Here is a 12,013-nt window from a genome sequence, read left to right as displayed (position 1 = left end):
GACTTGCGCTTGAGGTAGTTCGGGAGCTGACTGCGCGATGGGAGCGCTTTCGACTTGCGGCTCCAGTACCGGTGGGGCGAATGCCACGACTTCCGGGAGCGGTGCTGCATGAACGGGTGTTTCAGGGACTGGTGCTTGCAGAATGGGTGTTTCAGTAGCCGGTTGCTCAATTACCGGTGCAACAGTTTGCGGCGCGACGGGTGCTGGCTTTTCAACCTGGACAATTGGCGCCTCGACCACTGGCGCGGGCGCTGGTTGTATCGGTGCCTGCACTGCCTGCACTGCCGGCGCAACGTCTTGTGCTGCCGATTCCTCTGCCTCGCGGCTACCAAACAACCGCTGCAACAAACCCGGACGACCAGGTTCGGTAGGGTTTTCCAGTTGGTGCAGGGCTTTGCCTTGCAGGCCGCTCAGTTCGCTGAGCAGCAAGGGAATCTCACGGGCCTGGCCGACACGGGCGTCGAGTTGTTTGGCGAAGGCCTTGAGCGGTTTGCTGACTTCTCGCGGCAATGGCAATGCCTGCAACTGCGAGACCAGCGCATTCAGCGCGGCGCTGACTTGATCGACCCGGGTTTCGCGGCGCTGCTCGGAGTCGAGCACGGCTTTTTCCAGGCGTGGCAGAAGGGCGGCGAGGCCTGCGTCCATGTCATCGGTGCGCACTACTTCGCGCATTTCCTTCATGCACAAGTCGACAGCGCGGTCGGTACCTTCGGCAGCCAATGTGCTGCGCACCAGCCCACGGCGCAACAGGTCGAGTCGGGCGTCCCAGCGACGCTCGAGTTTTTCCTGTTGTTCGATGCTCTTGAGGTATTTCTCTTTCCAGCGCTGTGCTTCGTCGCTCATTCATCGGGTCCGCGAGGGTCAGGTCTCAACGCGGGTAATGAATCGGCCGTGAGCGAACCCGGCAAACGAATCTCTACCGCGACGGGCAGGTGATCGGAAATCGGTTGTGCCAGCACTTCGACTCTTTCCAGGGTCAGGGTCGGGCTTAGCAGAATGTGGTCCAGGCAGCGTTGTGGACGCCAGCTGGGGAAGGTCGCTTCGAGTTGCGGTGCCAACAGGCCGAGGTCACGCAGCGGCGAGTTTTGCAGCAAGTCGCTGGCGTGGGTGTTCATGTCGCCCATCAGAATCTGGTGTTTGTAGCCGCCGATCAATTCGCGGATATAGGCCAATTGCATGCTGCGGGTACGAGCGCCGAGCGCCAGGTGCATCATCACCACGATCAGCGCTTCCGGACCTTCGCCAAAGCGCACCAGAATTGCTCCGCGACCCTTCGGCCCCGGCAGCGGATGATCTTCAATCGCCCACGGGCGCAGGCGGCTGAGCACGCCATTGCTGTGCTGGCCGAGGCGACCGAGGTTGCGATTGAGTTGTTGATACCAGTACGGGAAGGCCCCGAGCTGGGCCAGGTGTTCGACTTGATTGACGTAGCCTGAACGCAGGCTGCCGCCATCGGCTTCCTGCAAGGCGACCAGATCGAAGTCGCCGAGCAGGTTGCCGATCTTTTGCAGGTTGTCGGCACGCCCGGTGTGCGGCAACAGGTGTTGCCAGCCACGGGTCAGGTAGTGCCGATACCGCTCGGTACTGATGCCGACCTGGATATTGAAACTGAGCAAACGCAGACGACTGTCTGCGGGCAAGCCCGTTGATTCCAGATGATGCGTATTGACCCGCGGCTCGTGCAGGCCAACAACGCGTTCAGTACCCCAGCGGCGCATGGCGAGGCCCGGCCTTAGTTGGCGGCAGCCTTGGTAGCCGCTCGCTCTTGGTCGACCAGTTTATCGGCCAGTTTCAGAGCGTTTTCGGCACCGCCAGCGGAGCCGACGTCAAAGCGGTACTTGCCGTTGACGATCAGCGTTGGAACGCCGCTGATTTCGTATTTCTTCGCCAATTCTTTCGCTTTGGTCATCTGACCTTTGATTGCGAAGGAATTGAAGGTCGCGAGGAACTTGTCCTTGTCGATGCCCTGAGTGGCGAGGAATTCTGCCATTTCTTCAGGCGTGACCAATTTCTTGTGTTGCTTCTGGATCGCTTCGAACACGGCGGCGTGAACCTTGTGCTCGACACCCATGCTTTGCAGGGTCAGGAACATTTGACCGTGGGCATCCCATGGGCCGCCAAACAGGGCAGGAATGCGCACGAAATTCACGTCGGAAGGCAGTTTCTCAACCCATGGATTGATCACCGGTTCAAAAGCATAGCAATGCGGGCAGCCATACCAGAACAGCTCCACGACTTCGATCTTGCCAGGGACAGCAACCGGAACAGCGTTGGTCAATTCGACGTAAGGTGCGGCGGGTGCTTCAGCGGCTTGAGCAGTCACGCCGAACAGGCTGGCAGCGACGAGTGCGGCGCTGATGATCAGATTACGCATGCTTTACTCCTGGACAAATGGGGTCGCCTCGCGCGACCTGTTTTCAGACAGGCCATGGCGGGCTTGAGTTCTGTAGTGTAACGGCAGCGGCCACAAAAAAGGGCGGCCAAAGCCACCCTTTTTATGCTTGCAGCGTCGGATTAATCGAGCGTTAACGTTGCAGGGGATGTCCGTCCCCCGCAATGCTCGATCCACAACGCCTGAGCCAGCGCTTAGTGCAGACCCTGAATGTAGCTGGAGACGGCGGCGATATCTTCGTCGCTCAGCCGTTTGGCGATGGTCTGCATGGTTTTGGTGTCGCCGTCGTTGGCGCGGCCACCTTCTTCCTTGCGGAAATCGGTCAGCTGCTTGGCGATGTATTGAGCGTGCTGGCCACCCAGGTGCGGGAAACCGGCGGCGGCGTTGCCCGAGCCGTTTGGCGAGTGGCAACCGGTACAGGCCGGCAGGCCCTTGGCCAGGTCGCCACCACGGAACAGCGCTTCACCGCGAGCCACGACTTTCGGGTCGGCGGCGCCGACGCTGCCTTTCTGGCTGGCGAAGTAGGCGGCGATATCGGCCAGGTCCTGATCGCTCAGGTTGGTCAGCAGGCCGGTCATTTCCAGTACCGTGCGCTTGCCGGACTTGATGTCGTGCAACTGCTTGTTCAGATAACGCTCGCCCTGACCTGCCAGTTTCGGAAAGTTTGGCGCCATGCTGTTGCCATCCGGGCCATGACAGGCGCCACAGACTGCGGCTTTCGCCTGGCCAGCTGTTGCGTCACCTGCAGCATGGGCTACGCCGGAGATCCCCACGGTCAACAGCAGACTCACGATCAATTTGTTCATCAGCTAATCCAACTACGGCTAAGGGTTAAAGAGTTATGGGCCGGGCTTACTCGCTCATCCAAAGGATGATGGCTTGGTAATCCTCGGCACTGCAGTCCATGCACAAACCACGCGGCGGCATCGCCTTGAAACCCTGGGTCACGTGTTGCACCAGCGTCTCCATACCTTTCGCCAACCTCGGCGTCCAAGCTTCCTGATCGCCCTTTTTCGGCGCCATCGGGAGTTGGCCGGAATGACAGGCTCCACAAACACGGTTGTACACAGCTTCCGGATCCTGTGTAGCCTGAGCGCTGTAAAGCGGCATCAAGACACCGGCAGCTAGCAGCCATTTCGTCATAAAACGACCTTTTCAGGGTAGAGAGCGTTCTGCGTTCTAATGCGCAATCAAGGTCAATCGCTCTCGTGAACTTCATCCTACGCTGGGACAAAGCGCACACAAAATCTGCGGCATTATATACTGGCGCTACTGAAACGGAAACGACACCGCTTGCCGCGTCCATTCCCGGCGCCGCCCACATCGGAAATCCCATGCAACTCAAGAACCCCATCCTTGGCCTGTGCCAACAGTCCACCTTCATGCTCAGCGCTGCCAAAGTCGACCAATGCCCGGACGACGAAGGCTTTGAAGTCGCCTTCGCCGGTCGTTCCAACGCCGGTAAATCCAGCGCGCTGAACACTTTGACTCACGCCAGCCTGGCGCGGACCTCGAAAACTCCGGGTCGCACGCAACTCTTGAACTTCTTCAAGCTAGACGATGATCGTCGTCTGGTCGACCTTCCGGGTTACGGTTACGCGAAAGTACCGATCCCGTTGAAGCTGCACTGGCAGCGTCATCTGGAAGCTTATCTGGGTGGTCGCGAGAGTTTGAAAGGTCTGATCCTGATGATGGACATCCGTCATCCAATGACCGATTTCGACCTGCTGATGCTCGATTGGGCAGTCGCCAGCGGCATGCCGATGCACATTCTGTTGACCAAGGCTGACAAGCTGACCTACGGCGCAGCGAAAAATGTCCTGCTCAAGGTTCAGGCCGATATCCGTAAAGGTTGGGGCGATACCATCACCATCCAGCTGTTCTCCGCGCCGAAACGCCTGGGCCTGGAAGACGCCTACACTGTACTGGCGGGCTGGATGGAATTGGCGGACAAGGGCGCCGAGATTGCCGAGTAAGGCTTTCTCGCGGGCAAAAAAAACCCCGGACTTCGTATGGGGAGGGGGAAGTTCCGGGGTTCAAGTTCCGGACCGTTAGGGCGGGGTCCAGATATCTGCCAACACTTAACACAACATAGGAGCATCGAAGGGCTTCACCAGCCATTCAGAATCTCTGAGTGGCAATTTGGCAGATTAGTTCAGAATTTTTTTCAATGCCTTTGGAATAACCGGAAACACTTTTTGAGCTAAGCCCCATTTAACGAGCGCCCTTCGATGACCTTTCTGCCGCGGCACTATGCCGCAGCAGAAATCCCCCTATTCAAACGGCTCAATGAGCCTCATCCCAGTTATTGCCAACCCCGACTTCGACCAGCAGTGGCACGTCCAGCTTCACCGCGTCGCTCATGTGCGCGCGGATCTCGTCGCGCACCTGATCCACCAGGTCCTCGCGCACTTCAAGCACCAATTCATCGTGCACTTGCAGGATCACCTTGGCGTCCAGGCCCGAGGCCGTCAGCCAGTTATCCACCGCCACCATGGCTTTCTTGATGATGTCCGCCGCAGTGCCTTGCATCGGCGCGTTGATCGCCGTGCGCTCGGCGCCTTTGCGCAGCGACGGGTTCTTCGCGTTGATGTCCGGCAGGTACAGGCGCCGGCCGAAAATGGTTTCGACGAAACCCTGCTCGGCCGCCTGATTGCGCGTGCGTTCCATGTACGCCAGCACACCCGGATAACGCGCGAAATAACGGTCGATATACGCCTGGGACTGCTTGCGATCGACGCCAATCTGCTTGGCCAGGCCAAACGCGCTCATGCCGTAGATCAGGCCGAAGTTGATCGCCTTGGCGCTGCGCCGCTGATCGGTGGTGACGTCGGCTAGCTCAACGCCAAACACTTCCGCCGCCGTGGCTTTGTGCACGTCCAGGTCGTTGCGGAAGGCGTGCAGCAAGCCTTCGTCCTTGGCCAGGTGCGCCATGATTCGCAGTTCAATTTGCGAATAGTCCGCCGCCAGCAGTTTGTAGCCTTTCGGTGCGACGAACGCCTGACGAATCCGCCGACCTTCGGCCGTTCGGATCGGGATGTTCTGCAGGTTCGGATCGCTGGACGACAAACGCCCGGTGGCCGCCACGGCTTGATGATACGAAGTGTGCACGCGCTTCGTGCGCGCGTTGATCTGCTCAGGCAAGCGGTCGGTGTAGGTGCTTTTCAGCTTGCTCATCGAGCGGTATTGCATCAGCACTTTTGGCAGCTGGAAATCCTGCTCGGCGAGTTCCGCGAGCACCGCTTCAGCGGTCGATGCCTGGCCCTTGGCGGTTTTGCTGAGGATCGGCAGGCCCAGTTTGTCGTACAGAATCGCGCCCAGTTGCTTCGGTGAACCGAGGTTGAATTCTTCGCCGGCGAGGACATAAGCCTCGCGCTCCAGCTCGACCATTTTCTTCCCGAGCTCAATGCTCTGGATGCCCAACAAGTCGGCATCAACCAGCGCACCCTGGCGCTCGATCCGCGCCAGCACCGGCACCAGCGGCATTTCGATGTCGCTGAGGACGTTGCTCAAACTCGGGATCGCGTTGAGTTTGGCTTGCAGGGTCTGGTGCAGACGCAGCGTGATGTCGGCATCTTCGGCGGCGTACGGCCCGGCCAGCTCCAACGGAATCTGATCGAACGTCAGCTGCTTCGCGCCTTTGCCGGCGATGTCGGTAAAACCGGTGGTGGTGTGATTCAGGTACTTGAGCGCCAGGCTGTCCATGTCGTGGCGGGTCGCGGTGGAATCCAGCACATAGGATTCGAGCATGGTGTCGAAGGCGATGCCTTGCACGCTGATGCCACAGCTCTGATCGCCGCCGATTGCGCAGTTGGCGAGGATGTTCATGTCGAACTTGGCGTGCTGGCCGACCTTGAGTTTGCTTGGGTCTTCAAGGATCGGTTTCAGCGCGCGCAACACCGTGTCGCGATCCAACTGTTCCGGCGCGCCCATGTAGGAATGCGTCAGCGGAATGTAGGCCGCTTCGTAGGCCTGGACGGCAAACGACAACCCGACCAATTGCGCTTTTTGCGCGTCGATGCCGGTGGTTTCGGTGTCGAAGGCGAACAGTTTGGCGTCTTGCAGCTTCTTCAGCCAAAGGTCGAAATCGGCCTGGGTGAGAATGGTCGTGTAGTTGATCTCGGCGGCAGCAGCGGCGGGTTCTTCCAGCGCAACCGGCGCGGCGACTTGCTGGCCGGAGCGTTTGGCGTCGCGCTGGTTGTCTTCGAACCAGCTCTTGAACTCCAGCAACGTGTACAGCTCGGCGAGTTTGTCGTGATCCGGTTCGCCCATCTGCAGGTCATCGAGGCCGATGTCGAGCGGCACGTCGATCTTGATGGTTGCCAGACGATAGGAGAGAAACGCCATCTCCTTGTGCTCTTCAAGCTTGGCGGCCAGGGTTTTGGCGCCGCGAATCGGCAGGGTCGGGACGATGTCGAGCTGCGCGTAGAGCTCGGTCAGGCCGCCGTTGACCCCGACCAGCAGGCCGGAAGCGGTTTTCGGGCCGATGCCCGGAACGCCCGGAATGTTGTCGGACGAATCGCCCATCAGCGCCAGATAATCGATGATCTGCTCGGGAGCGACGCCGAATTTCTCCTTCACGCCCTCCACGTCCAGCGCGCTACCGGTCATGGTGTTGACCAAGGTAATGTGCCCGTCGACCAGTTGCGCCATGTCCTTGTCGCCAGTGGAAATCACCACTGGGCGGTCGGCGGCCGCGCTGCTGCGGGCCAGCGTGCCGATCACGTCATCGGCCTCGACGCCTTCGACGCACAGCAACGGGAAACCGAGGGCCATCACGCTTTGGTGCAGCGGCTCGATTTGCACGCGCATGTCGTCGGGCATGCTTGGGCGGTTGGCCTTGTATTCGGCGAACATTTCGTCACGAAACGTCCCGCCCTTGGCGTCGAAAACCACCGCGAACGGGCTTTCCGGGTACTGCTTGCGCAGACTCTTGAGCATGTTCAGCACACCTTTGACCGCGCCGGTCGGCAGGCCTCGGGAGGTGGTCAGCGGTGGCAGCGCGTGAAAGGCGCGATAGAGGTAAGAAGAACCGTCCACCAGGACGAGGGGGGCTTGGCTCATGAGCACGATCAACCTTTTCGGCGGGTCCGGCGCTAGAATAGCGGGACCATTGACGACAAAGGGACAAGGTTATCATGCGCACACTAAATCGCCTGTTGCTGGCTGGGTTGTTTGCGACCGTTCCGCTGGCCGTTATGGCGGCGGATGATGCGCCGACCTCGGAGCCGGAAGTTACCATCAGCACACACACGGAAGGTGACAAGGTCATTCAGGAATATAAGAAAGGTGGGTTTACCTACGCCATCAAGGTGACGCCGAGCGTTGGCAAACCGTATTTCCTGGTGCGCGCGGACGGCACGGACGCGAACTACATCCGTTCGGACCAGCCGGATATGCTGATTCCCGCGTGGGAAATCTTTACCTGGAAGTAGTTTCTTAACTTTAATCGGCGCCGTTTTGATAGCGGCGCCCGAACTGAGCAGTTTTTAACCATGTCTGTGTTTACTCCCCTGGCTCGGCCCGAGCTGGAAACCTTTCTCGCCCCATACGGGCTCGGCCGCCTGCTTGATTTCCAGGGGATTGCCGCCGGTAGCGAAAACACCAATTTCTTTATCAGTCTGGAGCAGGGCGAGTTTGTCCTGACCCTGGTAGAGCGCGGTCCGGTTCAGGAAATGCCGTTTTTCATTGAATTGCTCGACGTGCTGCACGACGCCGACCTGCCAGTGCCGTACGCGCTGCGCACCAAGGACGGCGTGGCGTTGCGCGAACTGGCCGGCAAACCGGCGTTGCTCCAGCCGCGCCTGGCCGGCAAACACATCAAGCAGGCCAATGCCCAGCATTGCGCGCAGGTCGGCGAGTTGCTCGGCCATCTGCACTTGGCGACTCAGGCCAACATGATCAAGCGCAAGACCGATCGCGGCCTCGACTGGATGCTGGAGGAGGGCGCGCAACTGCTCTCGCACCTGAACGCCGAGCAAAGCGATCTGCTGCAACGGGCGTTGGAAGAAATCACCGAGAAAAAACAGAAAATTCTCGCGCTGCCACGCGCCAACATCCACGCCGACCTGTTCCGCGACAATGCGATGTTTGAAGGCACGCACCTGACCGGCTTGATCGACTTCTACAATGCCTGTTCCGGGCCGATGTTGTACGACGTGGCGATTGCCTTGAACGACTGGTGTTCGGATGACGACGGGGTGATCGACGGGCCGCGTGCCCGAGCCCTGTTGGGCGCTTATGCGGGGTTGCGCCCGTTCACGGCGGCGGAAGCCGAGTTGTGGGCGACCATGCTGCGTGTGGCGTGCGTGCGCTTCTGGTTGTCGCGGTTGATTGCTGCAGAGTCGTTTGCCGGGCAGGACGTGTTGATTCACGATCCGCTGGAATTCCAGCAGCGCTTGGCGCAACGGCAGAAAATCAGTACACCGTTGCCTTTCGCGCTTTAAAAGCTTCGCGGGCAAGCCTCGCTCCTACAGGAAATTGCACCATCCTTGCAGGAGCGAGGCTTGCCCGCGAATGGGTCGACACCGATGTCCGGGTTACAACGCCTCCAGGCACCCGGCCAGGTCATTGCCCAGTTTCTCCAACACCTGCTCATAACCCTGAGCAGTCGCGGGTGTGTAACCGCCCAGCGCATCCAGTTCTGCCAGTTTCACCGGCAAACCCGCCACCAGGGTTTCCGCCAGTCGCGGGCGCAACGGTGGTTCACTGAACACGCAGGTCTTGCCGACTTCCTGCAAGCGCGTGCGCATCGCCGCCACATGCTGGGCGCCGGGCTGCACTTCCGCGGCAACACTGAACACGCCCGCATGCTTTAGCCCGTAAGCGTCTTCGAAATAATCGAACGCTTCGTGGAACACAAAATAAGGTTTGCCCGAGATACCCGCCAGCCGTGCCTTCAGGCGCTGGTCGAGCGCATCCAACCGCTCATCGAAGGCCTTGAGATTGCTCTGATAACGTGGCGCGTTGGCCGGATCGGCAGCGCTCAAGTCCGCGGCCATTTTCGTCGCGATCACCCGTGCGTTGACTGGCGACAGCCACAAATGTGCGTCCAGCGTGCCGGGACGATGATCGTGGTCATGTTCGTCGGGCTGCTCGGCTTCTTCGGCGTGGGAATGGCTGTCCTCGGCGAAGTGCCGCAGTTTCAGCCCCGGCAGATCCTGCACGGCGACGCTTGGCGATGTGCGACTTTTCAGCACGCGCGGCAGGAAACCTTCCATGTCCGGACCGATCCAGTACAGCAGATCGACCGATTGCACCTTCCGTACGTCGGACGGGCGCAGCGCGTAGTTATGCGGCGAGGCACCCGGCGGCAGCAACACCTCCGGGACCGCCACACCGTCCTGCACGGCAGCGGCAATCAGCTGTAGCGGCTTGATGCTGGTGAGCACGTTGACCTCGGCGTGGGCCGAACCCATCAGCAGGAAAGTTGTGAAAAATGCGACATACATTGAAAAAAGTCGGGACACGATGACCACTCGAAGAGGCGAGAACGGGTAACATAATAACGTCTCTCACAAAAATCGTCGCCGCTCATGCCTATTACACCGATTGCCAGCCGTCCCCATGACCACTCTCATTGCGTGCACAGCGCATTGACCGAGGCCGATGCCTTGTGCGCCCGTCAAGGCTTGCGCCTGACCCAATTGCGCCGGCGGGTGCTGGAACTGGTGTGGCAAAGCCACAAACCGCTGGGCGCCTACGACATTCTGGCGGTGCTCAGCGAGCAGGACGGCCGCCGCGCCGCGCCGCCGACTGTGTACCGCGCGCTGGATTTCCTCCTGGAAAACGGCCTGGTGCACCGCATCTCCTCGCTTAACGCCTTCGTCGGCTGCAATCACCCGGAGCACGCGCACCAAGGGCAGTTCCTGATTTGCCGTGAATGCCACGCCGCCATCGAGCTCGAACAGAAATCCATCAGCGACGCGATTGTCTTCAGCGCCAAAGACGTTGGATTTATCGTCGAGGCCCAGACTGTGGAAGTGGTCGGGCTCTGCTCGGGTTGCCAGGGGGCTTGATGAGCAGCGCGCTGATCCGTCTTGAGCAAGTGGCCGTGACGTTTGCCGGGCAAAACGTGCTGGAAAGCATCGACCTCAGCGTCGAGCCCGGGCAGATCGTCACCCTGATCGGCCCGAATGGCGCCGGCAAAACCACGCTGGTGCGCGCCGTGCTCGGTTTGTTGAAGCCGGACAGCGGCAGCGTTTGGCGTAAACCGAAACTGCGCGTCGGTTATATGCCGCAAAAACTTCACGTCGATCCGACCTTGCCGCTTTCGGTGCTGCGCTTCCTGCGGCTGGTGCCGGGCGTTGACCGTGCGCGAGCATTGGCGGCGCTCAAGGAAGTCGGCGCCGAACAGGTGATCGACAGCCCGGTACAAAGTGTTTCCGGCGGCGAAATGCAGCGCGTTTTGCTTGCTCGCGCGTTGTTGCGCGAGCCGCAATTGCTGGTGCTCGACGAGCCGGTGCAGGGCGTCGATGTCGCTGGCCAGGCCGAGCTGTACAGCCTGATCACCCGCCTGCGCGACCGCCATGGTTGCGGCGTGTTAATGGTTTCCCACGATTTGCATTTGGTGATGAGCACCACCGATCAGGTGGTTTGCCTGAACCGTCACGTCTGCTGCTCCGGGCACCCGGAACAGGTCAGCAGCGATCCGGCGTTCGTCGAGCTGTTCGGCAAAAACGCGCAGAGCCTGGCGATTTATCACCACCACCACGACCACGCCCATGACCTGCATGGCTCCGTAGTCGCCGCCGCCCCGTCGGCACAACCTCACGTTCATGGAGATGGCTGCAAGCATGGCTGATTTTCTGCTTTACGCCCTGCTTGCAGGTCTGGCCCTGGCAGTGGTCGCGGGCCCGCTGGGTTCGTTTGTGGTGTGGCGGCGCATGGCCTACTTCGGCGACACCTTGTCCCACGCCGCGCTGCTCGGCGTGGCGCTGGGCTTTTTACTGGATGTCAGCCCGACCGTCGCGGTTACCGTCGGCTGCCTGCTGCTGGCGGTGTTGCTGGTGACGTTGCAACAGCGCCAGCCGCTGGCGTCCGACACGCTGTTGGGAATTCTCGCACCGAGCACGCTCTCGTTGGGCCTGGTGGTACTAAGCTTCATGCACGAAGTGCGGATCGATCTGATGGCGTATCTGTTCGGCGACCTGCTGGCGATCAGCCCGACCGATCTGGCGTGGATCCTCGGCGGCAGCGCGGCGGTGCTGGCGTTGCTGGTGACGTTGTGGCGGCCACTGCTGGCGATCACCGTGCACGAAGAATTGGCCAGGGTCGAAGGGTTGCCGGTGGCGGCGTTGCGCCTGACCCTGATGTTGCTGATCGCCGTGGTCATCGCCGTGGCAATGAAAATCGTCGGCGTGTTGCTGATTACGTCACTGTTGATCATCCCGGCGGCTGCGGCACAGCGTCACGCCCGCTCGCCCGAGCAGATGGCACTGGGCGCGAGCCTGCTGGGCATGCTTGCGGTGTGTGGCGGGCTGGCGTTGTCATGGTTCAAGGACACCCCGGCGGGCCCATCGATTGTGGTGGCGGCCGCCGCGCTGTTTCTGCTGAGTTTTGTCCTGCCCCGTCGAGGGGTGTAGACTTGCTCGTTTTTTGCGCAAATAGAGAGTCGCAGGA

The 12,013-nt window shown here is 60.4% G+C and carries 12 protein-coding genes and 1 pseudogene; 6 read left to right on the top strand and 7 right to left on the bottom strand.

Annotation, left to right across the window (positions count from 1 at the left end):
* The 5 genes and pseudogenes from BI292_RS24475 to BI292_RS24450 form a co-directional block, all read right to left on the bottom strand.
* Positions 1-843, bottom strand: a pseudogene (locus tag BI292_RS24475) (hypothetical protein); the annotation flags it as partial.
* Complete coding sequence (locus BI292_RS24470; RefSeq protein ID WP_092275551.1) at positions 840-1,718, bottom strand: endonuclease/exonuclease/phosphatase family protein; 879 nt, start codon at positions 1,716-1,718, stop codon at positions 840-842. The gene BI292_RS24470 and the pseudogene BI292_RS24475, both read right to left, overlap by 4 nt.
* 14 nt (positions 1,719-1,732) lie before the next feature.
* On the bottom strand, positions 1,733-2,374 hold the full coding sequence (locus BI292_RS24465) for a thiol:disulfide interchange protein DsbA/DsbL (protein ID WP_092275548.1): 642 nt from the start codon (positions 2,372-2,374) through the stop codon (positions 1,733-1,735).
* A 212-nt stretch (positions 2,375-2,586) separates the two neighbouring features.
* Positions 2,587-3,198: a cytochrome c gene (locus BI292_RS24455; RefSeq protein ID WP_092275541.1), complete on the bottom strand. Its 612-nt coding sequence runs from the start codon at positions 3,196-3,198 to the stop codon at positions 2,587-2,589.
* Positions 3,199-3,244: 46 nt separating this feature from the next.
* Positions 3,245-3,535 carry a cytochrome c5 family protein gene (locus BI292_RS24450; RefSeq protein WP_008002190.1) on the bottom strand — a complete coding sequence of 97 codons (291 nt, stop codon included), beginning with the start codon at positions 3,533-3,535 and terminating at the stop codon, positions 3,245-3,247.
* Positions 3,536-3,726: 191 nt separating this feature from the next.
* Between BI292_RS24450 and yihA the strand changes: the two genes are divergently transcribed.
* Positions 3,727-4,368, top strand: coding sequence for a ribosome biogenesis GTP-binding protein YihA/YsxC (gene yihA / locus BI292_RS24445; RefSeq protein ID WP_092275538.1), 642 nt, complete (start codon positions 3,727-3,729; stop codon positions 4,366-4,368).
* 310 nt (positions 4,369-4,678) lie between these two features.
* On the opposite strand, the gene polA is transcribed toward yihA, so the two are convergent.
* Entirely contained in the window at positions 4,679-7,456 is a 2,778-nt protein-coding gene (polA, locus tag BI292_RS24440) for a DNA polymerase I (protein ID WP_101209496.1), read from the bottom strand.
* Between the two features lie 74 nt (positions 7,457-7,530).
* Here polA and BI292_RS24435 point away from each other — a divergent pair, with 74 nt between their 5' ends.
* Together BI292_RS24435 and BI292_RS24430 are read left to right on the top strand one after the other, a co-directional pair.
* Complete coding sequence (locus tag BI292_RS24435) at positions 7,531-7,827, top strand: DUF2782 domain-containing protein (protein WP_092275532.1); 297 nt, start codon at positions 7,531-7,533, stop codon at positions 7,825-7,827.
* A 60-nt stretch (positions 7,828-7,887) separates the two neighbouring features.
* Positions 7,888-8,838, top strand: a complete 951-nt coding sequence (locus BI292_RS24430; protein WP_101209495.1) for a homoserine kinase — start codon at positions 7,888-7,890, stop codon at positions 8,836-8,838.
* Between the two features lie 93 nt (positions 8,839-8,931).
* Here the strand turns inward: BI292_RS24430 and znuA are convergent, their stop codons facing one another.
* A complete protein-coding gene (gene znuA / locus BI292_RS24425; RefSeq protein WP_101209499.1) occupies positions 8,932-9,861 on the bottom strand; it encodes a zinc ABC transporter substrate-binding protein ZnuA in 930 nt (309 codons plus the stop codon).
* Positions 9,862-9,927: 66 nt separating this feature from the next.
* Here znuA and zur point away from each other — a divergent pair, with 66 nt between their 5' ends.
* From zur to znuB, 3 genes are read left to right on the top strand one after another with little or no spacing between them, the layout of a single operon-like run.
* The gene (zur, locus tag BI292_RS24420) at positions 9,928-10,410 is read left to right on the top strand and encodes a zinc uptake transcriptional repressor Zur (protein WP_092275526.1); all 483 of its coding nucleotides are present in this window, start codon (positions 9,928-9,930) and stop codon (positions 10,408-10,410) included.
* Positions 10,410-11,195: a zinc ABC transporter ATP-binding protein ZnuC gene (gene znuC, locus BI292_RS24415; RefSeq protein WP_101209494.1), complete on the top strand. Its 786-nt coding sequence runs from the start codon at positions 10,410-10,412 to the stop codon at positions 11,193-11,195. Before zur ends, znuC begins: the two co-directional genes overlap by 1 nt.
* Positions 11,188-11,976 carry a zinc ABC transporter permease subunit ZnuB gene (gene znuB, locus BI292_RS24410; RefSeq protein ID WP_092275520.1) on the top strand — a complete coding sequence of 263 codons (789 nt, stop codon included), beginning with the start codon at positions 11,188-11,190 and terminating at the stop codon, positions 11,974-11,976. The genes znuC and znuB overlap by 8 nt, the downstream gene beginning before the upstream one ends.
* Positions 11,977-12,013 lie beyond the last annotated feature (37 nt).

Source organism: Pseudomonas sp. 43NM1, from assembly GCF_002836905.1.
Taxonomy (GTDB): domain Bacteria; phylum Pseudomonadota; class Gammaproteobacteria; order Pseudomonadales; family Pseudomonadaceae; genus Aquipseudomonas; species Aquipseudomonas prosekii.
The sequence above is the reverse complement of the archived record's forward strand: the minus strand, read 5'-3'. Positions and strand labels throughout refer to the sequence as shown.

Bases quoted from the DNA above. Each gene is read 5' to 3' on its own strand.
- BI292_RS24470 (WP_092275551.1), bottom strand. From the start codon at position 1,718: ATGCGCCGCTGGGGTACTGAACGCGTTGTTGGCCTGCACGAGCCGCGG.
- BI292_RS24465 (WP_092275548.1), bottom strand. From the start codon at position 2,374: ATGCGTAATCTGATCATCAGCGCCGCACTCGTCGCTGCCAGCCTGTTC.
- BI292_RS24455 (WP_092275541.1), bottom strand. From the start codon at position 3,198: ATGAACAAATTGATCGTGAGTCTGCTGTTGACCGTGGGGATCTCCGGC.
- BI292_RS24450 (WP_008002190.1), bottom strand. From the start codon at position 3,535: ATGACGAAATGGCTGCTAGCTGCCGGTGTCTTGATGCCGCTTTACAGC.
- yihA (WP_092275538.1), top strand. From the start codon at position 3,727: ATGCAACTCAAGAACCCCATCCTTGGCCTGTGCCAACAGTCCACCTTC.
- polA (WP_101209496.1), bottom strand. From the start codon at position 7,456: ATGAGCCAAGCCCCCCTCGTCCTGGTGGACGGTTCTTCTTACCTCTAT.
- BI292_RS24435 (WP_092275532.1), top strand. From the start codon at position 7,531: ATGCGCACACTAAATCGCCTGTTGCTGGCTGGGTTGTTTGCGACCGTT.
- BI292_RS24430 (WP_101209495.1), top strand. From the start codon at position 7,888: ATGTCTGTGTTTACTCCCCTGGCTCGGCCCGAGCTGGAAACCTTTCTC.
- zur (WP_092275526.1), top strand. From the start codon at position 9,928: ATGCCTATTACACCGATTGCCAGCCGTCCCCATGACCACTCTCATTGC.
- znuC (WP_101209494.1), top strand. From the start codon at position 10,410: ATGAGCAGCGCGCTGATCCGTCTTGAGCAAGTGGCCGTGACGTTTGCC.
- znuB (WP_092275520.1), top strand. From the start codon at position 11,188: ATGGCTGATTTTCTGCTTTACGCCCTGCTTGCAGGTCTGGCCCTGGCA.